This window comes from Sphingobacterium phlebotomi, from assembly GCF_008180195.1.
Taxonomy (GTDB): domain Bacteria; phylum Bacteroidota; class Bacteroidia; order Sphingobacteriales; family Sphingobacteriaceae; genus Sphingobacterium; species Sphingobacterium phlebotomi.
This window is the reverse complement of sequence record NZ_VTAV01000001.1, coordinates 707,774-733,926: the sequence shown is the minus strand read 5'-3', so window position 1 is coordinate 733,926 and position 26,153 is coordinate 707,774. Positions and strand designations below refer to the sequence as shown.

General features: G+C 40.7%; 22 protein-coding genes. 17 read left to right on the top strand and 5 right to left on the bottom strand.

All coding sequences use genetic code 11. From position 1 onward, the window contains the following. Positions 1-2,139 carry a S46 family peptidase gene (locus FXV77_RS02680; protein WP_148917668.1) on the top strand — a complete coding sequence of 713 codons (2,139 nt, stop codon included), beginning with the start codon at positions 1-3 and terminating at the stop codon, positions 2,137-2,139. A 133-nt stretch (positions 2,140-2,272) separates the two neighbouring features. Beyond that, the gene (locus FXV77_RS02675; protein WP_148917667.1) at positions 2,273-2,452 is read left to right on the top strand and encodes a histone H1; all 180 of its coding nucleotides are present in this window, start codon (positions 2,273-2,275) and stop codon (positions 2,450-2,452) included. Positions 2,453-2,548: 96 nt separating this feature from the next. Here FXV77_RS02675 and FXV77_RS02670 read toward each other — a convergent pair whose 3' ends face one another. Together FXV77_RS02670 and FXV77_RS02665 are read right to left on the bottom strand one after the other, a co-directional pair. Further along, on the bottom strand, positions 2,549-3,340 hold the full coding sequence (locus FXV77_RS02670; RefSeq protein ID WP_148917666.1) for a GLPGLI family protein: 792 nt from the start codon (positions 3,338-3,340) through the stop codon (positions 2,549-2,551). Further along, positions 3,337-6,102: an outer membrane beta-barrel protein gene (locus FXV77_RS02665; RefSeq protein WP_148917665.1), complete on the bottom strand. Its 2,766-nt coding sequence runs from the start codon at positions 6,100-6,102 to the stop codon at positions 3,337-3,339. The genes FXV77_RS02670 and FXV77_RS02665 overlap by 4 nt, the downstream gene beginning before the upstream one ends. Positions 6,103-6,326: 224 nt before the next feature. Here FXV77_RS02665 and FXV77_RS02660 point away from each other — a divergent pair, with 224 nt between their 5' ends. From FXV77_RS02660 to FXV77_RS02610, 11 genes are all read left to right on the top strand, one after another. Further along, positions 6,327-7,697 carry a dipeptidase gene (locus FXV77_RS02660; RefSeq protein WP_148917664.1) on the top strand — a complete coding sequence of 457 codons (1,371 nt, stop codon included), beginning with the start codon at positions 6,327-6,329 and terminating at the stop codon, positions 7,695-7,697. A 70-nt stretch (positions 7,698-7,767) separates the two neighbouring features. After that, positions 7,768-8,508, top strand: coding sequence for a lysophospholipid acyltransferase family protein (locus FXV77_RS02655; protein ID WP_148917663.1), 741 nt, complete (start codon positions 7,768-7,770; stop codon positions 8,506-8,508). A gap of 32 nt (positions 8,509-8,540) precedes the next feature. Next, on the top strand, positions 8,541-9,299 hold the full coding sequence (locus tag FXV77_RS02650; RefSeq protein WP_148917662.1) for an ABC transporter ATP-binding protein: 759 nt from the start codon (positions 8,541-8,543) through the stop codon (positions 9,297-9,299). A gap of 123 nt (positions 9,300-9,422) precedes the next feature. Then, positions 9,423-9,644, top strand: a complete 222-nt coding sequence (locus FXV77_RS02645) for a DUF2795 domain-containing protein (RefSeq protein ID WP_017258669.1) — start codon at positions 9,423-9,425, stop codon at positions 9,642-9,644. A gap of 62 nt (positions 9,645-9,706) precedes the next feature. Next, positions 9,707-10,165, top strand: a complete 459-nt coding sequence (locus FXV77_RS02640) for a hypothetical protein (protein ID WP_148917661.1) — start codon at positions 9,707-9,709, stop codon at positions 10,163-10,165. A 244-nt stretch (positions 10,166-10,409) separates the two neighbouring features. Next, positions 10,410-11,399 carry an anthranilate phosphoribosyltransferase gene (gene trpD / locus FXV77_RS02635; RefSeq protein ID WP_148917660.1) on the top strand — a complete coding sequence of 330 codons (990 nt, stop codon included), beginning with the start codon at positions 10,410-10,412 and terminating at the stop codon, positions 11,397-11,399. A 1-nt stretch (position 11,400) separates the two neighbouring features. Further along, complete coding sequence (locus FXV77_RS02630) at positions 11,401-12,021, top strand: phosphoribosylanthranilate isomerase (RefSeq protein WP_148917659.1); 621 nt, start codon at positions 11,401-11,403, stop codon at positions 12,019-12,021. Continuing rightward, positions 12,014-13,198, top strand: coding sequence for a tryptophan synthase subunit beta (trpB, locus tag FXV77_RS02625; protein WP_148917658.1), 1,185 nt, complete (start codon positions 12,014-12,016; stop codon positions 13,196-13,198). The genes FXV77_RS02630 and trpB overlap by 8 nt, the downstream gene beginning before the upstream one ends. 4 nt (positions 13,199-13,202) lie before the next feature. Continuing rightward, positions 13,203-13,976: a tryptophan synthase subunit alpha gene (gene trpA / locus FXV77_RS02620; protein ID WP_148917657.1), complete on the top strand. Its 774-nt coding sequence runs from the start codon at positions 13,203-13,205 to the stop codon at positions 13,974-13,976. Positions 13,977-14,400: 424 nt separating this feature from the next. Then, positions 14,401-14,739 carry a hypothetical protein gene (locus FXV77_RS02615; protein WP_148917656.1) on the top strand — a complete coding sequence of 113 codons (339 nt, stop codon included), beginning with the start codon at positions 14,401-14,403 and terminating at the stop codon, positions 14,737-14,739. Positions 14,740-14,848: 109 nt separating this feature from the next. Then, positions 14,849-17,425, top strand: coding sequence for a TonB-dependent receptor domain-containing protein (locus FXV77_RS02610; RefSeq protein WP_148917655.1), 2,577 nt, complete (start codon positions 14,849-14,851; stop codon positions 17,423-17,425). A gap of 26 nt (positions 17,426-17,451) precedes the next feature. Here the strand turns inward: FXV77_RS02610 and FXV77_RS02605 are convergent, their stop codons facing one another. From FXV77_RS02605 to floA, 3 genes are all read right to left on the bottom strand, one after another. Next, on the bottom strand, positions 17,452-18,033 hold the full coding sequence (locus FXV77_RS02605; RefSeq protein WP_148917654.1) for a Maf family protein: 582 nt from the start codon (positions 18,031-18,033) through the stop codon (positions 17,452-17,454). After that, positions 18,034-18,552: a KdsC family phosphatase gene (locus tag FXV77_RS02600; protein WP_148917653.1), complete on the bottom strand. Its 519-nt coding sequence runs from the start codon at positions 18,550-18,552 to the stop codon at positions 18,034-18,036. Positions 18,553-18,794: 242 nt separating this feature from the next. After that, positions 18,795-19,775 (bottom strand): flotillin-like protein FloA, encoded by a 981-nt coding sequence (gene floA / locus FXV77_RS02595; RefSeq protein ID WP_148917652.1) that lies wholly within the window; start codon positions 19,773-19,775, stop codon positions 18,795-18,797. A gap of 235 nt (positions 19,776-20,010) precedes the next feature. Between floA and FXV77_RS02590 the strand changes: the two genes are divergently transcribed. Genes FXV77_RS02590 through FXV77_RS02575 form a run of 4 tightly spaced genes read left to right on the top strand, consistent with a single transcriptional unit; the run spans position 20,011 to position 26,093 of the window. Beyond that, the gene (locus FXV77_RS02590; protein WP_148917651.1) at positions 20,011-23,097 is read left to right on the top strand and encodes a response regulator; all 3,087 of its coding nucleotides are present in this window, start codon (positions 20,011-20,013) and stop codon (positions 23,095-23,097) included. Beyond that, entirely contained in the window at positions 23,085-23,915 is an 831-nt protein-coding gene (locus FXV77_RS02585; RefSeq protein ID WP_148917650.1) for a CheR family methyltransferase, read from the top strand. The genes FXV77_RS02590 and FXV77_RS02585 overlap by 13 nt, the downstream gene beginning before the upstream one ends. Next, complete coding sequence (locus FXV77_RS02580) at positions 23,915-24,481, top strand: chemotaxis protein CheB (protein WP_148917649.1); 567 nt, start codon at positions 23,915-23,917, stop codon at positions 24,479-24,481. Before FXV77_RS02585 ends, FXV77_RS02580 begins: the two co-directional genes overlap by 1 nt. 7 nt (positions 24,482-24,488) lie before the next feature. After that, a complete protein-coding gene (locus FXV77_RS02575) occupies positions 24,489-26,093 on the top strand; it encodes a response regulator (RefSeq protein ID WP_148917648.1) in 1,605 nt (534 codons plus the stop codon). Positions 26,094-26,153 lie beyond the last annotated feature (60 nt).

Genomic DNA, 26,153 nt, shown 5'->3' with positions numbered 1-26,153 from the left:
ATGAAGAAAATTTGGATTTTTATACTCCTTACCACGGTGAGTATGACCACTTTCGCTGATGAGGGGATGTGGTTTTTAATGCATTTGAAACGCCTAAACGAGGCAGATATGCAAAAAAAAGGGCTGCAACTGACGGCCGAAGAAATCTATAGCATCAATAATTCATCGCTGAAAGATGCTATTGTACAGTTTGCCGGTGGATGTACCGCGGAAATCGTTTCGGGCAAAGGGCTGGTATTTACAAACCACCATTGTGGTTATGGTGCGATTGCAGAACTTTCTTCTCCGGAGAATGATTATTTAACAAATGGATTTTGGGCGAAATCATTGGAAGAAGAATTAAAGCCCAAATCCCTATCGGTTCGCTTCTTTGTACGGATGGATGATGTTTCACAGCGCATACTGAGCCTGGTGAATGATGGCATGGACGAAAAAGAGCGTGAAAAAATGGTGAACCAGGAGATTGCTAAAATCGAACAAGAGAATAGCGAAAATGGCAAATACGTTGTTTCCGTCAAGTCGTTTTACAACGGAAATGAATACTACTACTTCGTTTACCAAGATTATACGGACGTGCGTTTAGTAGGAACACCTCCCAATAGCATTGGAAAATTCGGCGGTGATACCGACAATTGGGAATGGCCCAGACATACGGGTGATTTTTCTGTTTTCCGCGTATATGCTGACAAAGATGGTAATCCCGCAGCTTATTCAGAAGACAATGTACCGCTAACACCGAAGCACTTCTTGCCCATCAGCATTAAAGGGTTTCAAGAAGGTGATTTCTCGATGATTTTAGGTTATCCAGGTCGTACGAATCGCTGGATGCCTGCTGCGGGAATAGATCAAAATGTGCATTATGCATATCCGGCGTGGGTAGAAGCTTCCAAAGTAGGAATGGATGCGATGAAGAAGCACATGGACAACGACCAAGCGGTAAAATTAAATTATGCTTCCACCTATTCCGGTGTTGCAAACTATTGGAAAAACCGCCAGGGAATGATTGATGCACTAACAAAACACCGAACTGCAGCAACCAAACGCAAGCAAGAAAAGAAGTTCCAAAAATGGGCAAACAAAAAAAATAATAGGGAAAAATACGGCGATGTTCTTTCCGACATCGACACTTATTATGCCGCCACCAATGAAAAAGCAAGGCATGACAACTACCTGATCGGCATGCTTCGTTCCTCGACGTTTGCTCCACTCCCGTATAGTCTGGGAAGTGCTTTAAAACAATATGCTGCTGCTAATGAAAAGGGTCGTGCAGATATGCTCCCGCGTCTGGAAAATGGAATTGCGGAGACATTTGAGAATATCTATCTTCCATTGGAAATGGATGTTTTATCGGATGAACTCAATCTTTACGCTGCAAAAGCGGGAAATATTGCGCCCTATATACAAGAGCTTGCCTCCAAAAATAATGGCAATTTCCAAACAGAAGTTCAAACGGCATTCGACCAAAGCATTTTTGCTTCGGCTGACCGACTACATTCATTCTTGGTCAACCCATCCGTAGAAGCGATTGATAACGACCCACTGTATTTGATTTCTACCGCTTTAATGGATAAATACCGTGAAAAAACGCCAGAAATAGAAGCCTTGGAAGACACGTTCCAGTCGGCTTACCGTAAATACATTGCGGGTACGTTGGAGGCCAATCCCAAAGGAAAGTATTATCCAGATGCGAATTCTACCTTACGGTTGACCTATGGAACCATTCGGGCCTTGCCGAAAGATTCGCGTAATGATGCTAAAATCAATAACTACACCACCTTAAAAGGTACGATCGCGAAATATCAACCCGGCGACGAGGAGTTTGATTTGCCCCAACGCTTGATGGATTTATATGAGGCGAAAGACTATGGACGTTACGCTGATAAAGACGGTCATATGTCCGTGAATTTCTTGAGCGACCAAGATATAACAGGCGGTAATTCTGGTTCTCCCGTATTAAATGGAAACGGCGAACTTATTGGCTTGGCTTTTGATGGAAATATAGAGGCGATGGCTGGCGATGTAATTTTCGACCCGGTTTTACAACGTACCATATCGGTAGATATTCGTTATGTATTATTCATTATCGATAAATTTGCAGGAGCACAAAACATCATTGATGAGCTAAAAATTGTCGAATAATACCTTCAAACGAAATTTATTTTTCGATTTTAATACAAAAATTGCACTTTAAAACGTTGTTTTTGTATATTTAGCTTGTATTTAGAATCAGCTTAAAATATAATATTCATAAAAACTAAATTACTTTTTAAAAATGGAAAACTACAACAAACTAAAAGACTTAGTAGCATCAATCGAAGGAGATGCAGACAAATTCTTTAACAATGGTAATTCTGCTGCAGGAACACGTGTACGTAAAGGTTTACAAGAAATCAAAACGTTAGCGCAGGAACTTCGTAACGAAGTGACGGCGAAGAAAAATTCCGAGAAATAGTCTTTTGGCTTTTCGCTTATAAAAGCCCGATTGTGTGTACAATCGGGTTTTTTTGTATGCCGTAATGGAAATCATGAACGCCCTGGGAATAATTTGCTAAAGAAACATAGCGGCCAATAACAAGTTAAATTGTTGATCGGTCATCCAACGTCCGAGAATGTCTTTTAATCTACTTTGCGCTTCTTTACGCGTCATCGGCTTATCTCTTTTTCGACCCACAGCCGTCTTTAGGGTAGGAGAACCGAACTTCACATCTGTAGCATAAATATTGAAATGTTGCTCTGGTACAACTAATCCCAAAATCATTCCGGGAAGTCCGTGTATTGTACCTGGACCTGCCGATATCGGAATTTGGTCGGTATAGAATGCCACCACATACACCGAATCTAACGTAACCCCATTTGCTCTACGGCAATCATAACCCGCGATGTTACGATATTCATTCGTGATCTTCCACTTTACTTGAAGCAGTGAATCCTGGATAAGCACCGGAGATCCCCCCAACTCAAAAGTGGATTTTAAAGCGGATTTAGACAGGTCTTGATAAAGGGTTTGCTGATAATCAAGCAGCCCCATCTGAAGCAGATTATTGATGATGGGATCGTAAGTTTCGGGAACATTTTCCATACTCATTTCCTGTCCACGGAAAGAAACTTTTTTCTTTAACACAGCGGTCTCCGAAACTCTATCCTGCAGTTCCTGAAAGTAATTTTTGCTAAAGTCATCGTCTTTTAGCGTGGAGATATGTCGTCTAAGCAGGTTTTTGACATGCACGGTCTTGTCATAAAGGATCGTACCCTCTGTAGGAAAATAAGCATGTTGTGCTTCTGCTGTTCCCGTGACAAAAACAGCTATAATGCCAATCAAATAGATTACCTGTTTCATCATTCTTTTCCTCCTTTCATGGATGTGAAATCCCAACTAACCTTCAGCATAAAATATCGCGATATCGTGTTATAGGTGTTTTGTGAGATCATACTGCCCGATTGAAATCGTCTGAACCCCTTATTCTGATTAAAAATATCATTAACGTAGACATCCACGGCAAGGCTTTCATCTTTTAAGAACTTCTTTGATATCCCCGGTTTGAACAACAAGAGCTCAAATTTCTCGTTCAGCGCTTTCGTTGGTGCTTCATAATTATAGGACATATCTCCGTAAAAACTTAGCTTCCAAGGCAATTTCCAAGAATACCAAACGCTGGTGCGATAAACAAACCCGGAACTGTTCAATTCAGGCTGCAAGGAAGTTTCCATCAACCGCCAACCGGGATAGAAACCAACGTTGAAATCAATATTCTTTGTTGTATTCTTAGAAAGATTTAGCCCAAAAGAGTAATCATAGTTCGTATTCTCGTTCAACGCTGAATTAATATAATTATAATAATTATTATAGCTTCCGTTCCCAGAAACACGCGCTTTTAACCGCATTTTCTTACTAACATCGAAACCTCCTCCCAACCATATCCGTCCGTTATTCGTTACATATCCGTCCAAATTCTCATAAAATAACGTCCGCACACCATTTTCAATCATGACATTCTGTTGAATGGCATTTCTGGTTTGCCTCCACTCCATATCGACATATAAATTCGTACCCTTCATCATATTATAATTGCTGTAATACATATTATATCGGTCGTTGCGCGCCGGCGTCAGATCCTCGTTTCCGACAACGATATTTAAAGGATCCTGGTTCTGTCGGAGTGGCTGGATCTGGGAAAGCGAGGGCAGCGTATTCGAATGATTATAGTGAAACCCGATCCTTTTATTGCTACTTAAATTATAGCGTAATCTTGCAGAAGGATTGTACGTAAAAAAGTCACGGCTCGCGTTGAGGTCTTCGTAATTATTTTGCTGGAACATATCATCGTTCCGAAAGTTATTCGTGAAATTAGCCTCAAATTTTTCCAGCTTATAGTTAACGGCCACATTCACCGCATTTCTAACCGTATTAAAATTAAAATCACTACTAAATTCCTCATCGAAGTCCGTATAGTTACCTTCGCCATCGCCATTATAGGAGGTATTGATGGCGTGCGCTCTAGACATATTATACTCATATCCGATCGAGGAGTTCAATTTGGAAGTAATCGGTTCGGTATACGTTAACGAGGTGGTTATACTATTTGATTGCCGGTTCATTTCTTTTTGTTGGTCTGTTGTATCTCTCTGCGTATTCCCCTCCTCGTCATAGATGTTCAGGGTTGAATTCAAAAAGCCAGACCCTTTGTTATCACTGACATTACCGCCAAATCGAAAGGATATCGAACGCCCCATTTTTTTGAACCGTCGCGTAAGATAACCGCGGTAGTTAAAATCCGTATTATCGGAGATGGAGCTTTCCGCTCGCTGGTTGTCGTTTATCGCAGCACCATCCTGGTTCCATGACTCGGCCCGGGTATAACTATTCGACTCTGATTTACCTTTTGATGCGGATAGATTGAGCGTAAGGGTGGTCAATGAATCTATTTTCCAGTCGTACTTTGAATTAAAGCGATGTCTGCGCGCATCCGTTTCTCTATTGGATGTACTGGATGTATTTAGTTCTTCATTATCCGGCAAACTATTTCTGGATAGGGAGCTCTCCCCCACTTCATTTTGAATCATGCCGTATTTATAGCTCCCGTTTAATTTATGCTTGTTTTCTTTCCAAGCGTCTAGAAAACTGAAACCGGTACTTAGTGCTTGAGGCCTACCTTTTCCATCCCAATAATCGAAACCATCACCTGATGAGTAAAAATACATGCCGCCATCATCTGTCATTCCCGTCTCCATATTCGACATACCGAATTTCTCTGCTTCTTCCCAATTTAAACTTAGGTTGCCATCATTAGCACCCATAAGATAGGCTCCGATTTTCTGGCTGCCATTAAATTTGTTCAGTGCGAGCTTTCCTAAATAAAAATCATCCGTTCCCCCCGCAGCTTCTACTTTACCAAACATACCTTTTTTAGCATCTTCTTTCAATTTTACGTTGATGGTCTGTATGCGTTCTCCGTCATCCACGCCCGTCCGTTCTGTTTCTTCTGATTTCTTCTCGTATAATTGTACTTTGTCCACCATATCCGAACGGATATTACGCGTCACGAGCGTCGGATCATCACCAAAAAACTCTTCTCCATCGACCAATACCTTCTCTACCGTCTTTCCCTGTGCTGTAATTTTCCCATCAGCATCCACCGAAATGCCAGGCAATACCTTTAATAAATCTTCAACTTTAGCATTTTTTTCTACGACGAAACTCGATGCATCATATTCCGTGGTATCCCCTTTTATAACAACGGGGATTCTACCGGTCACAATAACCTCTTCAATTAAATGGCTTATGCTCGTCAATTTTACATCGCCTAAATTTACATCGTCGTCATCCTCAATATGTTTAAAATAATCGCCGTATTTCGGATAACTCACAATCAGTAGATATGGAATGGTATCTGGTTTAAGTAGCTTAAATCCTCCATTTTCATCGGCTCTCGTGTAATCCACCAGAATAGAGTCTTTCGACTGCAACAACATAATCGTAGCGTTGACAAGCGAAGTTTGATCACTTTCATCCAAGACCTTACCCGTGATTTTTGTTTGCGCTTGCAAATGAATAAAACAAGTTAGGAGCAAGAATATAAAAAACGGTACAGATAGTCTTTTCATTAAATTGGTAGCTAAAATTCATAAACTAACGACCCTACTAAAATATTATAATTACATTACAATTCATTTTTTCTCGAAATCTTTAGCATTTTTTAACATCTTAAATTTGTCTCATCCATTACAGAAAAAAAATAAAACCTGCATAAATTACCATAAACAAAAGGAGATAAAACAATTTATTCTAATGAAAATTATAATTGGTAACTTTGTAAAAACACAACATTATGCAAACAATAAAAGAATATGTCCAATCCAATAAGGATAGATTTTTAGAAGAATTATTCGCATTATTACGTTTCCCATCCATTAGTGCCGATTCCAAATACAAAGAAGACATTGTAAATACGGCAAACTTTGTTGCTGATAAGTTAAAAGAATCAGGCGCTGATAAGGTAGAAGTTTGCCCAACAGCAGGAAACCCCATCGTTTACGGAGAAAAGATTATAGATCCGTCTCTTCCGACCGTTTTGGTATACGGACATTATGACGTACAACCTGCGGATCCATTGGAGTTATGGGATACCCCTCCATTTGAACCTACCATCCGCGATGGGAAAATTTATGCAAGAGGAGCTGCGGATGATAAAGGACAATTCTATATGCATGTCAAGGCATTCGAATACATGATGAAAAACAATACCTTGACTTGTAACATCAAATTTATGATCGAAGGCGAAGAGGAAGTGGGTTCCGCCAATTTAGGAACTTTTGTCAAAGAAAATAAAGAGCGACTAAAGAATGATGTCATTGTCATTTCCGATACGTCCATGATCAGCCTTGAACAACCTTCTCTAGAAACGGGATTGCGAGGACTTTCTTATGTGGAAGTAGAAGTGACCGGACCAAACCGCGACCTACATTCGGGCGTTTATGGTGGAGCTGTTGCCAACCCTGCAACCATCCTTGCCAAACTGATAGCCTCCTTACACGACGAAAACAACCATATTGCCATCCCCGGATTTTATGACGATGTCGTAGAATTGAGCAAGGAAGAAAGGGAAGCGCTGAACAAAGCCCCTTTTGATATCGAAGAATACAAAGCAGATTTAGGCATTAACGAGGTGTGGGGAGAAAAAGACTATACCACGATCGAACGCACCGGAATCCGTCCGACACTAGAGGTGAACGGTATATGGGGTGGATATATCGGTGAAGGAGCAAAAACCGTATTACCTGCTAAAGCTCACGCTAAAATATCCATGCGATTGGTTCCTAATCAAAGTTCAGAAAAGATCACCAATCTATTCAAAAAACATTTTGAAAGTATCGCTCCCGCTTACGCACAAGTAAAGGTAACACCGCATCACGGGGGTGAACCGGTCGTAACACCAACCGATAGTATTGCTTATCAAGCCGCCGAGAAAGCATTAGAGGAAGCATTCAACAAAAAGCCTATCCCAACTCGTGGCGGCGGCTCCATCCCAATCGTCGCGCTATTTGAGAAAGAACTTAACGTAAAGACTGTATTATTGGGTTTTGGACTTGACAGCGATAATTTACATTCACCGAACGAAAAATATGGCATAGACAACTATTTGAAAGGTATCGAAACGATCCCCCTATTCTTTAAATATTATGCGGAATTAAACAAATAATAGATTATAATTGTAGAGACGCCGTGTTTACCTGTCGGATAGACAGCCATCGTGTCTCTACTGTTTAAATATGACCAGATTCTTAAGAAAGGTACATCTTTATGCATATTTTGCGGCTGTCCTATTTTTCTTTTCATTGGGCTATCCGTTTCTATTTTATTTCGCTAGAGATCCAAAAAAACACTATCAAAAATTGGTTGCTTTTCGGAGATGGATAAGCTTAGCGGGAATCTATGCTATCGGCATCCGTATCCGCGTAGAATATGAAACACCTATTGACTGGTCCAAAAACTATGTACTATGTGCCAACCATACCTCTTTTCTTGATATTACCATTTTAAACTATCTGTGTAAATCTCCTTTTTCCTTTATGGGAAAAATAGAACTTCTGAAAAATCCTGTTACGCGCATATTCTTTGAGACCATCGATATACCGGTCAAAAGAGACAGTAAAATATCGGCCTTCAAAGCATACAAAAGGGCACTCGAACTTCTCCAAGAGGGTAAATCATTGGCTATTTTCCCAGAGGGTAGAATTGATGACAATTATCCCCCGCTCCTGCACCGATTTAAGTCCGGTGCTTTCCGAATGGCTTGTGAAAATCGGACGCCCATTCTTCCCATTGTCATTCAAGATGCGTGGCAACTATTATGGGATGATGGAAAAACCCATGGTGCAAAACCCGGCGTCATCCACGTGAAAGTACTCACTCCTATTGCTTCAAATGCGGAAGGTGGTGAGGTCTTCGGCTCCTTAGAAGCTGAGGTCTACCACAAAATGAAGGAAGTATGGAACATCTGTAACAAATAAATTGTATCTTATCCCCACTTAACGCGAAACGCATGGAAGAGCATTATTTAATTCAAATAGAAGATATTGGAAGAGAATACATCATCGGAGCGGAAAGAATACACGCCCTAAAGTCGGTGTCCTTAAACATAAAAAAGGGTGAGTTTGTTGCCCTCATGGGACCATCTGGTTCCGGCAAATCTACTTTGATGAATATCTTAGGCTGTTTAGATACGCCAACTAAGGGCCAGTATATACTGAACAACATTAACGTTTCAGAAATGAGCGAGAACGAATTGGCAGAGGTTCGTAACAAAGAAATCGGTTTTGTCTTTCAAACATTCAATCTCTTACCGAAAAATTCGGCTTTGGAAAACGTAGCACTCCCATTGATTTACGCCGGTTACAGTAAAAAAGCACGGGAAGAAAAGGCCTTACATGCTTTGGACAACGTGGGATTGGGAAATCGTGTAGATCATAAACCTAACGAGCTATCCGGTGGACAACGGCAGCGAGTGGCCGTAGCGCGTGCCCTCATCAATGACCCTTCCATTATTTTAGCAGACGAACCTACGGGAAACCTAGACACAAAAACATCCATTGAAATCATGGGATTGATGGAAGATATACATTCGAGAGGTAATACTATTATATTGGTCACCCACGAAGAAGATATCGCACAACATGCTCATCGAATCGTCCGTATGCGCGACGGATTAATCGAAGACGACTACCCCAATCCCGAGATCAAATCGGTACACCCCAGACTTGATGCCCTCAAAGAAAAAGGCTCTGATTTTGAAAACATATAATTTTATAAAGCTGTAACACAACAAATTACATCAAAACAAATTTAATAACAATCGTCTGACTTGATTTAGTGGATAATAATGTTATTTTTGCGAAAAAAAGGAATTCACTAAAATAGTAGATATATGTATTGGACACTAGAACTTGCTTCACATTTAGAAGACGCACCATGGCCAGCAACTAAGGATGAGTTAATTGACTATGGTATTCGTTCAGGAGCTCCAGTTGAGGTTATTGAAAACCTGCAAGCGCTGGAGGATGATGGAGAGCCTTACGAAAACATCGAAGAGATTTGGCCAGACTATCCAACAAAAGACGATTTCTTCTTTAACGAAGACGAATATTAAAAAGAGAAGGTATTAATCCTTCTCTTTGAAAAGCTGTCTTATTTACATAAAGTAAGCTTTTTATGTTAAAAATATTATCAAGTTTTCTCCTCTTCTGTTCCGTCGCACACGTTACAGCACAAACCACTGAAACGTCCACGCAAGATGACATTAAACGTATTAAAGATTTTATTGCGGACGTAGCGGACGAAACACTACGCCCGGACATCATTCTGAGCAGACATGTATTGTTGGAGCAGACAGAAACAGATGAAGAATACGACTATCTGGAAGCTAGTATAGAAGAAATACGCATCAATCTCCAACCCAAAAACCTCGATGAAATAGCCTATATTCCATTCCAAGAATTACCTAAGCGAGGAACTCGTGATATCGACCCCGAGGGAAAACCGACAGCTAAAATGTATTTTTTACATTACCGCAAACGTCAGATGCTCGCCGTTTATATCGCACAGGATAAAATCGCATCGTTTACACTGGTATCTAAAGGCGATAACCAAGCGCACTTTGTAACGTATTAATAGGAGTCTACAGGCATCTTTTTAGATAATTTTCACATTTTTTCTTGCATTTGATTAACAAATATTAGACATTTGCTATTGTATAGTAATAAAAATGAAATCAAACAGTGTAAATAGAGCTTGGTGGTGGCACAACAGTTAATGTTGTGGCAAAAACCTATTGCTTGAAATTTTTACATCAAAAAATAGTGGGCTTGCCTAAAGATTAGGCAAGCCTTTTTTTATAGACTTTGTTTTGCATGATATGAAAGAAATACTAGCTCATTTATTTGAGTATAAAACATTCACAACGGAAGAAGCATATACTATTCTTACGAATATCGCGACTGGAAAATACGATTCGCATCAAATAGCGGCTTTTATGACGATATACGGCATGCGAAGTATCCGTGTAGAGGAGCTTAGCGGCTTTCGCAACGCGATGTATGACCTCTGTCATAAGGTAGAATTTCCGGGATATGACTTGATTGATTTATGCGGTACTGGTGGAGATGGTAAAAACACGTTTAATATTTCCACACTGGCATCCTTTGTTGTAGCAGGAGCAGGCTATCACGTGGCGAAGCACGGCAACGTAGGCGTCTCTTCGGGCTGTGGATCTTCCAACGTCATGGAATATTTGGGCTATACGTTTACCAACAATCGTGATGCGCTTCAGCGTCAGTTGGATGAGGCCCACATCTGTTTTTTGCATGCTCCGCTTTTCCATCCTGCCATGAAAACAGTTGCACCGATCCGACGGGCATTAGGCGTTAAAACATTCTTCAACATGTTAGGTCCACTTACCAATCCCACAAACCCTAAATTTCAAGCTGTGGGTGTGTTTAGTCTGGAACTTGCTCGTCTATACAATTATCTCTATCAAAAAACATCCAAGCAGTATAGCGTTATCCATGCGCTGGATGGTTATGACGAAATATCGCTCACAGGTGATTTTAAAATCATCGATAATCAAGGAGAGAAATATATTAAGGTTGAAGACCTCGGTTTTTCTCCGATAGCTCCGATCGACCTCGCAGGAGGAGATACCGTGGAAGAAGCGGCGGCTATCTTTCATCGTATAATCGGTGGAGAAGGCAACGAAAAGCAAAACAATGTGGTACTGACTAACGCCGCTTTTGCCATAAAGACGATACACCCTGAAAAAACATTCGGAGATTGTTATTACGAAGCAGAATCATCCTTGTTAGGAAAAAAAGCGTTCCAAAGTTTTCATAAATTGATTTCCGCATAACATGAAAGATTTAAAAATAAAAGTATGTGGTATGCGCGAGCCGACAAATATTCAGGCGCTCAGCTTGCTTCCCATCGACTACATGGGGTTCATCTTTTATGAAAAATCAGCCCGTTATACACCGGAACTTCCAAACATTCCCATTCCCGATCAAATTAAAAAAACGGGTGTATTCGTAAATGCAGAGAAAACGTATATAGATAAAAAAATAGCCCAGGGGCTGCAAGCCTTACAATTACATGGACAAGAATCACCTATGTTCTGTGAACAAGTAAAAACAGCGCATATTGAAATCATCAAGGCATTCGGGATTAATACTGACACATCATGGGAAATCCTCGCTCCCTACGTGGGCATCGTCGATTATTTCCTTTTTGACACCAGCAGTCCACAACATGGCGGGACGGGTCGTGTTTTCGACTGGGAATTATTGAAAAGCTATCCTTATGATGTTCCCTATTTTCTAAGTGGCGGACTCGACCTCACCAATATCCCAAGTGCATTAACTATTACAGACGAGCGCTTGATCGGTTTAGACATCAACTCAAAATTTGAAATAAAACCGGGATTAAAAGACATTGATAAATTACAGCAAGCATTGAAAATAATCAGACATGAGTAAATATCACGTAAACGAAAAAGGATATTATGGCCCATTTGGAGGTGCTTACATCCCCGAAATGTTGTATCCAAATGTAGCGGAACTCCAAAAAAAATACATGGAGATTATGCAAGAAGAGAGCTTTCAACAAGAATTTCAGGAACTGCTGAAAGATTATGTAGGACGTCCCTCGCCCTTGTACCTTGCCAAACGTTTGTCAACACGTTATGGCGCAAACATCTTTCTAAAACGAGAAGATCTCAATCATACAGGAGCACACAAAATCAATAACACGATCGGACAGATTCTCTTGGCAGAACGTCTGGGCAAAAAAAGGATTATAGCGGAAACCGGTGCAGGCCAACATGGGGTCGCTACGGCTACCGTATGTGCACTAAAAGGACTAGAATGTGTCGTATATATGGGCGAGATCGACATCCAACGCCAGGCACCCAATGTAGCCCGTATGAAAATGATGGGTGCTACCGTAGTTGCGGCACAGTCTGGCAGCAAGACTTTGAAAGACGCCACCAATGAGGCATTACGCGATTGGATAAACAACCCCGTAGATACGCATTATATTATTGGCTCGGTAGTGGGACCGCACCCCTACCCCGATTTAGTTGCCCGCTTTCAATCTATTATATCCGAAGAAACGAAAAAGCAACTTGCCGAAAAAACCGGCAATAGTTTACCGGACTACGTTCTTGCCTGTGTGGGTGGCGGTTCGAATGCGGCGGGAATGTTCTATCATTTTCTAGAGGATGAGGAAGTACAGCTTATCGCTGTGGAAGCAGCAGGGCACGGTGTAGACAGTGGAGAATCTGCGGCCACAACCGCTTTAGGTAAGGAGGGGGTATTGCATGGAAGCCGTTCTATTCTCATGCAGACGCAAGACGGTCAAGTCGTCGAGCCCTACTCTATCTCCGCCGGATTAGATTATCCAGGCATCGGACCTCAACATGCCTGGCTGTATAAAAGTGGGCGTGGAAAGTATGTCAGTATTACCGATGACGAAGCGATGCAAGCTGGATTGTTGCTCACAAAATTAGAAGGTATCATACCAGCAATCGAAAGTTCACATGCCTTAGCCTACTTGGAAAAGATGACCTTTCAAGGTAAGGAAAATGTCGTGATCTGTTTATCAGGTCGCGGAGATAAGGATTTGGATAACTATATGAAATATTTTGGATTTTAACACTATGCAAACACAAGATATATTTACAAACGATACATCAAAAGGACTCTTATCCATCTATTATACGGCGGGCTATCCGCATTTGGATAGTACGATTGCTATCGCTGAAAAATTAGAACAAGCCGGAGCAGATTTCCTCGAAATTGGTTTTCCCTATTCCGACCCTGTAGCAGATGGACCTGTTATCCAGCATAGCTCGGAGGTTGCCTTAAAAAATGGCATGACACTTCAACTGCTTTTTCAACAGTTGGGAGAACTAAGGTCACGCGTATCCATTCCCGTTTTTCTGATGGGATACTTTAATACGGTCTTGCAATACGGCGTAGAAAACTTTTGCAAATCTTGCCAGGAAGTAGGTGTGAATGGTGCCATTATCCCAGATTTGCCCATATACGAATATGAGGATCTTTATCAAAATATATTTAAGCAATACAATATCAGTAATATTTTTTTGGTTACACCACAAACATCCGATGAACGGATACGGAAAATAGACAACCTCTCTAATTGCTTTATTTACCTTCTATCGTCCAATGCGACCACTGGTAAAAATCTAGAAGTGGGTGAACAAGCAGGGCAGTATTTTCAACGCTTGAAAGATATGAACTTAAAGAACCCATTGGTTATCGGATTCGGAATTTCCGATAAGGGTACCTTTCAAAAGGCCACCAACTATGCTAAAGGTGCTATTATTGGCAGTGCTTTTGTTCGATTATTGTCAGACGACAACTATACGGATAAGATAGAACCTTTTATTAAAAGTATCAAAACGGCATAAATAACATCAACATCTTTATAGTCTGTCCTTAAGCTCCGTTTCAGGGCAGGCTATAAAGATTGAGAACGTAAATTCTCGATTTCCTCCAGGTGTCTCTTACGGTTCTTTTACATATCTGGAGTATACCTTAAATATACCAATAGCTATGATTAAGAGTGACGCCGCTAAAGAGAGAAGAACCCTAGGCTCAGACAGTAGTTGCTCCATATCGATTAGTTTTATGATGATATAAATTTAATATCTTCTTTACGCAAATGCAATACCTTAATCCTATTTTTTTTACACAACTTTTTAGAGATAGAAAATCTTTCCTACCTTTGTTTTAATGAGAGCATTCTTATCGAGCATAATTTTATTTTTTTACACCTTGACTTGCACAGGGGCTACGGTCTATATGCACCAATGTCATGGAGGCTCCTTAATCATGCTACAAGATAACGCTGCGGAACATCATCAAAGTTGTCCTATTTGTTTGGATCATGAACATGAAAAAGAGTCGTCTTCATCTCATACGTGTGATATGAAAGGTGACAATTGCTGCAAAGACATCAGAATTGATTTAAAGAAAGGACAAGAAGAGGTTGAAAGTACACCTTCCTCTTTTAATTTCATGACATTATCGCCAGCGACGCTCTCTATCATTTGGCTAGTGGTTTTTCAACCACATGTTGACACACAAAAAATAAACACCGGACCTGATCAGTTCCTGCTGGCAAAACGATCCGCACCGACCTATCTTCTTCATTGTAACTTCCGAATTTGATTTTCATTGTTAAAGGATTAAAACAGCGATACTATTCCATTTCCATTTTATAAGGAAACCAAGGAATGTTAGTCTATTTATTTTAACAATAATCAAATGACAAAATATAATGAATCGAATATATAAAGGACTGTTCACTTTACTTTTTATCAGTATATACAGCATCAGTTTTGCCAAGCAAGATAGCACCATCACTTTTGAAGTAGCGGGAAATTGTGCCATGTGTAAACAACGGATTGAGAAAGCAGCGAAAATCAACGGTGTTTCGCAAGCCACATGGAATTTACAAGATGGTATGGCGACAGTAGTTTTCAATCCAAGTGTTATTTCCGCAAAAAACATTAAGCAGTCGATTGCCGACGCCGGACATGATACCGATGAAACACGAGCTAAGCAAGAAGTTTATGAAAAGCTCCATCAGTGCTGTTTATACGACCGACTCGGCGGGGAAAAAAGCACCGACGAACATGATGATGACCATCATAACCATGACCATGAACACATTGTTCGTGGTGTCGTGGTACAAGAAAATAATCGCGGTGATCTCACACCCATTGCGGGTGTAAACGTGCATTGGTTGGAAAATAAAGCGTCACAAAAGCAAAGTAATGGAGAGGGTGTGTTTGACATCAAACATGAAAAAGGCTACAGACATCTCATAGTGAGCTACGCTGGCATGCAGCCCGACACCATCGAAGTAAAGAATCTACATGAGATATTGGTGATCCACGCAAAAGATAATGTCTTAGGAGAGGTGGTCGTTTCCAGAAGGCAACGCACAGCTTATGTCGATAAATTGAACGCTAACCGCGTGGAGACAATTACGGCCAGAGAACTGTTTAAAGCCGCTTGTTGTGATCTTAGCGAAAGTTTTGAGACAAACGCCTCTGTGGATGTAGTCGCGAGTGATGCGGTAACAGGTGCCAAGCAAGTCCAACTATTAGGCTTAAGTGGTATTTACACTCAATTAACGGTGGAGAACCTCCCCGGCCCGCGGGGATTCGCGTCACCACTGGGATTAAATAGTATGGCCGGACCATGGATTGAAGCTATACACATCAGCAAAGGTATGGGATCAGTAGCGAACGGATTTGAAAGCATGTCGGGACAAATCAATGTAGAATTGAAAAAACCACATCACACAGATCGCCTCTATTTTAATGCGTATGCCAATAACATGGGACGTACGGATGTCAATTTAAATCTGGCTCAAAAAATAAATGACAAATGGTCTGTAGGCCTCTTGTTACATGATAATTTCATGTACAACAAGAACATGAATTTCAGCAATAACGGCTTTAGAGATATGCCTGTGGGTAATACTTTTTCGGGTATCAACAGATGGCATTATGAAGATGGCAAGGGTCTAATCGCACAGTTTGGCATCAAATATTTAAGTGATGACCGTACCGGAGGAGAAATCGATTTTAATAAAAACACCGACAAGTTAACCACCAATCGTTACGGACTGGGGTTCGATATCGACCGTGTGGAAGGTTTTGCGAAGATTGGTTATGTTTTCCCAAGCAACAAACTCCGTAGCATAGGCTTACAACTCTCCGGATCACATTTCCGCCAAAACAGCTTTTTTGGTTTAACGACCTATGATAATGAGCAAAATAGCGGCTATGCCAACTTGCTTTATCAAGATGTCATCGGCAATGTAAATCATAAATACAGAGCTGGATTTTCCGTGTCGTACGATAAATACAATGAAAATATCCTTCAATACGATTTTAACAGAACGGAAACCGTCTCGGGAGCATTTCTCGAATACACCTATACCCCTAGTGAGAAATTCGACGCAGTATTAGGTCTTCGTCAAGACTATAATAGCATTTACGGTTGGTTTACAACTCCAAGGGCTGTACTTCGTTATGCGCCCACTAACACCACGACGTTCCGCTTAAGCTCCGGAAGGGGACAGCGAACAGCGAATATATTTGCAGAAAATCTGGGCATATTCGCATCGAGCCGCGCGATAGACTACACGCAGCTTACCAACCAAAACGGCACTGCCTATGGGCTAAAACCGGAAGTATCTTGGAACACCGGCCTTACTTTTGATCAAGATTTCCAATTATTTGGGAGAGAATCGGGTGTATCCCTCGAACTCTTTCACAACAACTTCACCAATCAGGTAGTTGTAGATTGGGAGAACCCTAGAACGGTGGCATTCTATAATCTAGAAGGCAAATCATACTCCAATAGTTTACAAGCTGAATTTAGATTTATGCCGGCGCAGCACTTCGAAACAAGAATGGCGTACAGGTTACTGGACGTACAGACAGACTATCAAGACGGACGTCTACAAAAACCATTGACAGCCAAGCACAGAGGTTTCGTCAATATGGGATACAACTTACATAGTGGATGGAGTTTTGATTACACATTGAATGTGGTGGGTAAAAAACGTCTTCCGTCTACCGTAGACAATCCCGTTGAATATCAGCTGGCGACCTATTCTGATGCGTATGTTACCATGAATGCACAAATCAGCAAAAGCTTCGGCGCAGACAAAAACTTCACTATATATTTGGGTGGAGAAAATTTAACAAACTTCTACCAGAAAGACCCGATCTTGGCGTTTGAAGAACCTTTCGGCAACCATTTTGACACGAACCTGCTATGGGGTCCGATCACAGGTCGGATGTTTTATACGGGGGTGCGTTATAATATTAAATAATGTATATAGGGGCAAAAATTTTGCCCCTATAATTTTTTCATCTCTTGATATAATCGTGCCGTTGGTAATCCTACCACATTTTCATACGACCCCGTAATAGATTTGATCCCGATAAACCCAATCCATTCCTGAATACCATAGGAACCTGCTTTATCAAACGGACGATAATTTTCCAGATAAAAAAGGATTTCTTGCTCCGATAGCGGATAAAATGCTACCCGGGTTTCCTCAACGAAGGAATGTAATTTTCCTTGGTACTGCAAGGCCACCGCTGTCAATACGGTATGACTATCTCCCTGTAGCTGATTCAGCATCTGAAATGCTTCTTTCTCATCGCGGGGCTTTCCTAATATATTACCTCGGCACACAACCACTGTATCCGCTGTGATAACCAATGCATCATGGAAGGAAATGCTATCAAAGCCTAAAATCTTATTAATGGCAATATGTTTTACAATCTCCTGAGGCGATTGCTGTTCGTCAAAATGTTCATCCGTCTCCTTGACGATCACTTGAAAATCAAATCCCATTTTTTGCAGAAGTTCTTTCCGTCGAGGTGATTGTGATCCCAAGATTATCGGGATATCTTTAAGCGTGTTTATGGGCATTTAGTTACTTTTTATATTATCTTCGTGATACCATTTTTTCTGTAGTTTCAAGATTTTCTCAATAACATCTCGAACACAACCTTCTCCACCGTTTTTCGGTGAAACATAACGTGCAACGGCTTTTATTTCTTCCACAGCATCCTGTGGGCACATGGGTAATCCGACCTGCTTTAAACACGCCAAATCTGGTATATCATCTCCCATAAAACCGACTTCCGCTAACGCGACATCGTAACGGATAATAATTTCCCCCATTAATGCCAACTTATCGGTGACGCCGAGATAAATATCTTCCACACCAAGTCCACGGAGACGGTGCAATACACCTTGCGACTTTCCGCCGCTGATAATACAAATACGAAGACCACGTTTTATAGCCAGTTGTATAGCATACCCATCTTTAATAGAAAATCGTCTTAATTGCTCACCTTGCTCTGTAACAAGCACAGAGCCGTCCGTAAGCACGCCATCTACATCCAGCAAAAGAACTTTAATGTGGGCGAACTGTCGTAAAACCATAAAAATAGTTAATTAATCAAGCCAAATTTTTATCAAAACCCGTCATTTCATCAGAAATTTGTCAGATGTTAGTTACATAGGCAACTATACCATCGAAACCCTTGACAAATATTTTTTTTAGACGTACTTTTGTATTGTAATCAAAGAGCAAATAAAGATTACAATATTAAAATTGTCTTTTCATAATTTAGGTTTATAATTGGTTAGTAGCAAACCCTGGCGCCCATCGCCAGGGTTTTGTTTTATTTCCCTTTGTCACCCGAGGTTGGTTTAGAAATCGAAGATCGCATCTCTGTATCAGCCTGCATATTCTGCATTTTATAGTAGTCCATTACCCCCAGATTTCCACTCCGGAAAGCTTCAGCCATAGCCAACGGCACTTGCGATTCCGCTTCTATTACTTTTGCTCTTGCTTCTTGGGCCTTGGCACGCATTTCTTGTTCGGAAGCGACGGCCATCGCACGACGTTCCTCCGCTCGGGCATTCGCGACTTTTAAATCTGCTTCTGCCTGGTCGGTCTGCAATTTAGCTCCCACATTTTCCCCGATATCAATATCAGCAATGTCAATCGATAAGATCTCAAATGCTGTCCCCGAATCCAAACCTTTGGAAAGCACGGTTTTGGAGATGTTATCAGGATTTTCCAGCACCTGTTTATGGTCTACAGCCGATCCAATTGTCGTTACAATCCCTTCGCCTACCCGCGCTAAAATTGTCTCCTCACCAGCTCCACCTACAAGCTGATTGATATTGGCACGCACGGTTACTCTTGCTTTCGCAATCAACTGTATACCGTCCTTTGCTACCGCTGCTACAGGGGGCGTGTTAATAACTTGAGGATTTACCGAAAGCTGAACCGCATCAAAAACATCCCGCCCCGCAAGGTCAATTGCAGTAGCCAATTTAAAATTAAGGGGAATATTCGCTTTATCCGCCGAAATAAGCGCTTTGATCACTTTATTCACATTTCCTCCGGCGAGATAATGGGTTTCGATATCATTCGTGGAGATACGTAATCCCGCTTTTGTCGATGTGATCATCGCATTCGTCACTAGCGATGGCGGCACCTTCCGCAAGCGCATCAACACCAAATTCAAAAGACTGATTTTCACATTGGAAAGTTGTGCTGTAAACCAAAGATTCACCGGCAACAAGTATATCAGCACAAAAAAAGCGACAACTCCCCCTACAATAATTAAAACTAAGCTAATTTCAGGTCCCATACATTATATTAATTAAGTAACTCCTTAAAGATATTATTTTATTTTGCATTTTAAGCAACCTAATTTATAATTAAAGTGACCCTTCTCGGGCTAAGAACAATTCAAGCGGAATCTTTCAAGAGCTTAATTGAACAAATTATTTTCATATATAGACCTCTTTATATCAGTCAATTGTTATTTTTGTACCCAAAGGGCATCTATCTTTAGAAAAACAATAATATAAATAATTATACTGATGAAAAAGGATGTACGCCTAAAATGGCAATTGTTCATTGGGGTAACGATGACCTATATCTTAATTATAGGTGCTGCCGTATACTTTTTCAACGACCTTGGGAAGCAAATTGAAAGAGTGAAAGTTATCAGTGTGAAGGAAATCCATGAATCAGTCGAGGCTTTAAAAACCAGGACCTATATATTAATAGGCTTTCTGATGCTGGTCTTGATTTATATCCTCAACAGGATTGTAAAAACGATGAATGAATTAGGGCAACGTTCTAAAGAGACCCATTTATTAAACAAGGAAATCAAAGCCGCCCAGAAGCAAATCGAAGACAGCAATTGGGTGTTAACAGAATCCAGCAAACTTAACGAACGAATCAGTGGCATTGATAATGAAAACGAGATTGCCCAAATTGCTTTTGAAACCCTTTTAGAAACCATAGACACGCATGCTGCAGCTTTATATATACAGAAGGTAGATTCGTATGAGTACGCGTTAAAGCAACAGATTGGTGTGGATCACACTGGTAAACTACCCGAAATCTTTCTCGAAGGCGAAGGCTTAGTGGGACATGTCGCAAAAAGTAAAAAATTAAAGGTTCTCCGAGAGAATGTGGAGGATGTATTCAGCTCTTCCAGCGCGCTCAGTTCAAATCAGATTCAAGTCATCCTGTTAGCACCTTGTGTGCAGGATGGTCGTACATGGGGCGTACTCGAAATCGGCGGCAACTATGCGGATGATGATCTACCGAGAATCAGTAGCTATGTAGAACGCATCGCACATATTCTAGCCATTGCTATAAAAAGTGGACAGAAACATACATTGGTGGAAAATCTCCTGGAGGAAACACAACAACAGACGGAGGAATTGGAGGCGCAACAGGAAGAACTGCGTATCACCAACGAAGAGCTGATCTATAAAACGAATTTATTAGAAGCCTCGGAAGAAGAGCTACGTGTGCAACAAGAGGAATTGCAGCAAGCCAATACCGAATTGGAAGAAAAGGCGAATCAACTGGTATCACGTAATGAAGAGCTGAACGCAGCGCAGAAAACCGTGGAAGAAAAAATCAAGGAAGTAGAGCTTGCGAGCAGATATAAATCGGAGTTTATGGCGAACATGAGCCATGAACTTCGAACACCGCTAAATAGCATCTTGATTTTAGCAAAACTTTTACAAGACAATAAAGCCGAAAATCTAAACACCGATCAAGTTAAATATGCTTCTGTTATCCACAGTGCGGGCAGCGATTTATTACAACTTATAAACGAACTATTAGACCTCGCCAAGATTGAAGCAGGGAAAGTAGAGCTTAACAAAGATATTATCCGCACCGCGGAATTTGCAGACAACATGGAAAGTTTATTTACCACTGTTGCTCAGAAAAAAGATATACAATTTGACATCACTATTCAGGAGGATGTCGCCTCAACTTTTGTTTGTGATGAGTACCGGCTAGAGCAAGTACTTAAGAATTTTCTTTCGAATGCCTTCAAATTTACGAATAACAACGGAAAGATTCAGTTAGCCATCACGCGTGATGAAGAATACTTAAAATTTGCCGTTTCCGATACTGGAAAAGGCATATCAAATGAAAAACAACAGTTGATTTTTGAAGCGTTTCGCCAAGAAGACGGCTCTACGAGCCGAAAATACGGGGGTACAGGATTAGGTTTATCTATCAGTCGTGAAATCGCCATATTATTGGGCGGTCAGATCACGTTAGAAAGTGAAATCGGCAAAGGAAGCACGTTTACATTGACCATCCCCTACCATCCAAACGGAAAGAACGTCACATCGGCCAGACAACAATCGATAACAAACGCTATTCCTGACGAAGAACCAGTAGATATATCCTCGTCTCCTCCTACGCTGAATAATGCTACCGTGAGCAATGAAGACGCAACAGATGCAACGCGCACATTGTTGATTGTGGAGGATGACATTAATTTTGCGGAGATCCTGCGTGAATTTGCCGAGTTATATGGTTTTCAGGTTATGTTAGCATACAACGGTGTCGATGGCATACAAAAAGCGCAGCAGTTTAAGCCTCAAGCCATCATATTGGATGTCATGCTACCCATATCCGATGGTTGGGAAGTACTACGCGCATTAAAAGCAGATGCTGAAACAAAGCATATCCCTGTCCACATGATGTCCGCTGCGTCTTTCAACCAACGCGAGTTTATTGAAAAAGGAGCTATTGGCTTTCTATCGAAACCCATTTCTGAAGATGCGTTGAGAAAAGCTTTTGAAAATATTCAGCTCAATATTAACAAAAGCATCAAAAAAGTATTATTGGTTGAAGACCAAGAATTTCAAAGCGATGTTATAAAATCAGCATTTGCCGAACATAATATTAATGTTCTACAAGCATTCTCCGCACAATCTGCTCTCCGTAAGCTCAAAGAGGAACAAAATATTGACTGCGTGATATTGGACATCAAACTCCCTGATGCGAATGGATTGGATGTGCTAGACCAGATCAAATCCATACCCTCCTATGCTGAAACACCCGTTATTATTAACACAGCTTATGATCTTTCTACGGAACAGATAGAGCACATTAGATTACATACGAAGGCGATGGTGCTCAAGTCAGGTAAAAGCAACAGCCGGTTGATAGACGAGGTTACGCTATTCCTCAACAAAATCAGCTCGGACGATTATACACCTATAAAGAATATCGACAAGCTTAAAAAGAATAATCCGCAGCCGGGTAGCTTGGAGGGAAAAAAGGTATTGATTGCTGATGATGATATGCGCAACGTTTTTGCCTTAACGACTACGCTCCAAGCGTATAATATGGAAATTGAAATTGCAAACAACGGGTTGGAGGCTGTGGAGATTGCCAACAACAATATCGGAAAGATTGATATTATACTGATGGATATTATGATGCCCGAAATGGACGGTTACGAAGCCATAAAGAAAATAAGGGAACATAAACAGAACGCTAATCTGCCTATTATAGCCGTCACCGCAAAGGCAATGCAAGGAGATCGAGAAAAATCTATACAGATTGGTGCAAACGATTATATTAGCAAACCAATCGACATTGACAAATTAGTATCGTTGATGCGCGTATGGCTAAGTTAACCATATCCCATATCAGTTTTCAGGAACTCCAAGAGATTGTCGAGTTAGTGGGGAAAGTCTCTGGCTTTAATTTAATGGGTTACAGCAAATCTTCACTAAAACGCCGCATACAACGTGTGATGGATTTAGAGCGAATGGATGTTGTGGACTTAAAGAATGCTATCATCAATGTGGAAGGTTTCCATACCTATTTGATGAACGAGATTACGGTAAACGTAACGGAGATGTTTCGGGATCCACTTTATTATGCCGCACTACGTACGGATGTCTTCCCCTATCTTGAAACCTTTCCTCGCCTAAAATTTTGGAGTGCCGGATGTTCCACTGGAGAAGAAGTGTACTCTTTGGCAATTATGTTAACGGAGGCGGGTTTATATAATCGTAGTTTTATCTATGGTACTGATGTAAATGGCAACGTAGTGGAAACGGCCAAAAAAGCGATTTATCCGCTTAAAAACTTCAAATTATATACGGAGAACTATAATGCCACAGGCGCATTCAAAAGCTTATCAGATTATTATATGGCTATGTATGATGCTGCTATTATCCATGCGGATATTCGGAAAAATATACTTTTCTCACAACATAACCTTGCCACAGATTATACCTTCAATGAATTTCAATTCATATCCTGTCGCAATGTGCTTATTTATTTCGATCTGGAGTTGCAAAACCGTATCTTTCATTTATTCTACGAATCCTTAAGTAAATTTGGCTTTATCTGTTTAGGCACCAAAGAAACGTTGTTCAATCACGAAATTATGTCCAAATTCAAAGTGATTAACAAAAAGTTTAACATTTATCAAAAAGTAAAGTGATGGAAAAAGCGAATGACATCATTTTAATTGGAGGAAGCGCTGGTTCATACACGTTAATTATCGATATGATAGAGGCTTTACCGGAGGTTTTCTCTCCTGCCATTATCATTGTTATTCATCGTAACCCCAAATTTACCACGAAGATAGAAGATACGCTTTCTGCAAGGCTCAAAAAAAAGATTGTCCAGGCCGAGGATAAAGCGACTATCTTAAAAGGAGAGATATATTTTGCTGCACCAGGTTATCATTTGTTAATAGAACCGGATAAGACATTTTCATTGGATCTCTCTGAACGTGTTCGTTTTTCTCGCCCGTCTATCGACGTACTTTTTGAGACGGCAGCAGAAGTATATCTTGATCATTGTACGGCCTTTTTACTATCGGGCGCTAATCAAGATGGTACAGACGGTGTAAAACAGTTGCAGCAGATGGGGTCAAAAGTTATTGTACAATCACCCACGGAAGCCTTAATTTCAACGATGCCCAGGCACGCTATTGAGGCCAATGGGCATGTCGAGATATACAGTAACCGACAGATTATATCGTATTTCAGAAATTTAAAATAAAATCAACATGAAGCATGTTAATCTTCTCATTTTAGATGACAAGGAAGAAAACATCATCAGTTTATCTGCTTTGCTTTCAGAAGTCGACCATATCAACATCATCAGCTCGACCGATCCGAATGAGGCACTTAAAATTTGCTGGAAAAATGATATTGCCATTGCTCTGGTCGATGTGCAAATGCCTGAAATAAATGGCTTTGAATTTGTTTCGCTGTTGAAATCAAATCCAAAGACCAACCACATCATGGCCATTATGGTAACGGCGATTTCCAAAGAGGATAGATACTTACTGAAAGGACTGGAAAGTGGAGCGGTAGATTACCTTTACAAACCTCTCCATCCAGAGATAACTGTCGCGAAAGTTACCTCTTTTGTGCGCCAAATCCACATACAGGAAGAAATCAAGCAAAAGAACATTGCGTTAGAGGAATCGCAGAGACAACTCATCCTTGCAAAAGAGGAAGCCGAAGAAGCCCGCAGATCTAAAGAGAGTTTCCTGGCCAACATGAGTCATGAAATAAGGACACCGATTAACGGTATCGTAGGTATTATACACATCCTCCGAAATACACCGCTTAATAATGAACAACACGACTGGATCAAGCGGCTGGACAATGCTTCAAACTCGCTTTTACTCATCATCAACGATATCCTCGATATTTCCAAAATAGATTCGGGTATGATGAAAATAGAATACGAGAATTTTTCCATCCGTAAGAAGTTAATGGATATCGACAATTTCTTCAAGATAAAGGCGTTGGATAGAAATCTGGCATTCGAAATGGATATTGACCCACAATTACCAGAATATATAAGGAGCTCCCCCATCCGTATCCAACAAATTATCGACAACTTTGTATCGAATGCCTTAAAATTTACAGAAGAAGGCAAAATCACATTGCAAACAAGTGTTGTAGACCAAGCGGCTTCACAATGTACCATTAAGTTTACGGTAACCGATACCGGGATAGGTATCAAACCAGAAGCTATCGAAAAGATATTCCTTGCATTCGAACAGGGCGACGACGGCATCACAAAAAAATACGGCGGTACCGGCTTGGGGCTCGCTATCGTAAAACGGTTAGCAGATTTGCTACATGGAAAAATTGAAGCAAAAAGCGCTTACGGAGAAGGATCTGCATTTTCGTTCCAAGCCACGTTCGAAAAAGTTGACAATTTTAGGCAGGAAGAAACAATAGATACGACAGCGATCTCATCCCTACATAAATTTGATAACGTCCGAATCCTCGTGGCAGAAGACAACGAATTAAATAGTTTTATGCTCGTGCACATATTGAAGTCCTGGGGTTGCGAGGTCGATGTGGTAAAAAACGGGAGGATTGCTGTTGAATATATAAACCAACACGATTACGATCTTATCATGATGGACACGCACATGCCTGTTATGTCGGGTTTTGAAGCAATACAGGAAATCAAGGCGCATCCAAATCCGCATAAAGCCAATACGCCCATCATTACTATTTCTGCATCCGTATTGCAACACGAACAGGCGGCTGCATATGAAGCAGGAGCAGATAGCGTTATCGGAAAACCTTTCGATCCCTTGGATCTGTATCAGAAAATCGACAAACTTATCTCAAAAAGGGTATAATATCTTGATTATAAAATAATATTAACTAAATTTGTTCAAAGCATACATATATTTATATTT

What these genes read in the sequence shown, in the direction of transcription:
- FXV77_RS02665 (WP_148917665.1), bottom strand. Translation starts at nt 6,102, where the DNA reads ATGAAAAGACTATCTGTACCGTTTTTTATATTCTTGCTCCTAACTTGT.
- trpD (WP_148917660.1), top strand. Translation starts at nt 10,410, where the DNA reads ATGAAAGAAATACTAGCTCATTTATTTGAGTATAAAACATTCACAACG.
- FXV77_RS02650 (WP_148917662.1), top strand. Translation starts at nt 8,541, where the DNA reads ATGGAAGAGCATTATTTAATTCAAATAGAAGATATTGGAAGAGAATAC.
- FXV77_RS02680 (WP_148917668.1), top strand. Translation starts at nt 1, where the DNA reads ATGAAGAAAATTTGGATTTTTATACTCCTTACCACGGTGAGTATGACC.
- FXV77_RS02675 (WP_148917667.1), top strand. Translation starts at nt 2,273, where the DNA reads ATGGAAAACTACAACAAACTAAAAGACTTAGTAGCATCAATCGAAGGA.
- FXV77_RS02585 (WP_148917650.1), top strand. Translation starts at nt 23,085, where the DNA reads ATGGCTAAGTTAACCATATCCCATATCAGTTTTCAGGAACTCCAAGAG.
- FXV77_RS02660 (WP_148917664.1), top strand. Translation starts at nt 6,327, where the DNA reads ATGCAAACAATAAAAGAATATGTCCAATCCAATAAGGATAGATTTTTA.
- FXV77_RS02610 (WP_148917655.1), top strand. Translation starts at nt 14,849, where the DNA reads ATGAATCGAATATATAAAGGACTGTTCACTTTACTTTTTATCAGTATA.
- FXV77_RS02645 (WP_017258669.1), top strand. Translation starts at nt 9,423, where the DNA reads ATGTATTGGACACTAGAACTTGCTTCACATTTAGAAGACGCACCATGG.
- FXV77_RS02615 (WP_148917656.1), top strand. Translation starts at nt 14,401, where the DNA reads ATGCTACAAGATAACGCTGCGGAACATCATCAAAGTTGTCCTATTTGT.
- FXV77_RS02580 (WP_148917649.1), top strand. Translation starts at nt 23,915, where the DNA reads ATGGAAAAAGCGAATGACATCATTTTAATTGGAGGAAGCGCTGGTTCA.
- FXV77_RS02640 (WP_148917661.1), top strand. Translation starts at nt 9,707, where the DNA reads ATGTTAAAAATATTATCAAGTTTTCTCCTCTTCTGTTCCGTCGCACAC.
- FXV77_RS02655 (WP_148917663.1), top strand. Translation starts at nt 7,768, where the DNA reads ATGACCAGATTCTTAAGAAAGGTACATCTTTATGCATATTTTGCGGCT.
- FXV77_RS02575 (WP_148917648.1), top strand. Translation starts at nt 24,489, where the DNA reads ATGAAGCATGTTAATCTTCTCATTTTAGATGACAAGGAAGAAAACATC.
- FXV77_RS02630 (WP_148917659.1), top strand. Translation starts at nt 11,401, where the DNA reads ATGAAAGATTTAAAAATAAAAGTATGTGGTATGCGCGAGCCGACAAAT.
- FXV77_RS02600 (WP_148917653.1), bottom strand. Translation starts at nt 18,552, where the DNA reads ATGGTTTTACGACAGTTCGCCCACATTAAAGTTCTTTTGCTGGATGTA.
- FXV77_RS02590 (WP_148917651.1), top strand. Translation starts at nt 20,011, where the DNA reads ATGAAAAAGGATGTACGCCTAAAATGGCAATTGTTCATTGGGGTAACG.
- FXV77_RS02605 (WP_148917654.1), bottom strand. Translation starts at nt 18,033, where the DNA reads ATGCCCATAAACACGCTTAAAGATATCCCGATAATCTTGGGATCACAA.
- trpA (WP_148917657.1), top strand. Translation starts at nt 13,203, where the DNA reads ATGCAAACACAAGATATATTTACAAACGATACATCAAAAGGACTCTTA.
- FXV77_RS02670 (WP_148917666.1), bottom strand. Translation starts at nt 3,340, where the DNA reads ATGATGAAACAGGTAATCTATTTGATTGGCATTATAGCTGTTTTTGTC.
- trpB (WP_148917658.1), top strand. Translation starts at nt 12,014, where the DNA reads ATGAGTAAATATCACGTAAACGAAAAAGGATATTATGGCCCATTTGGA.
- floA (WP_148917652.1), bottom strand. Translation starts at nt 19,775, where the DNA reads ATGGGACCTGAAATTAGCTTAGTTTTAATTATTGTAGGGGGAGTTGTC.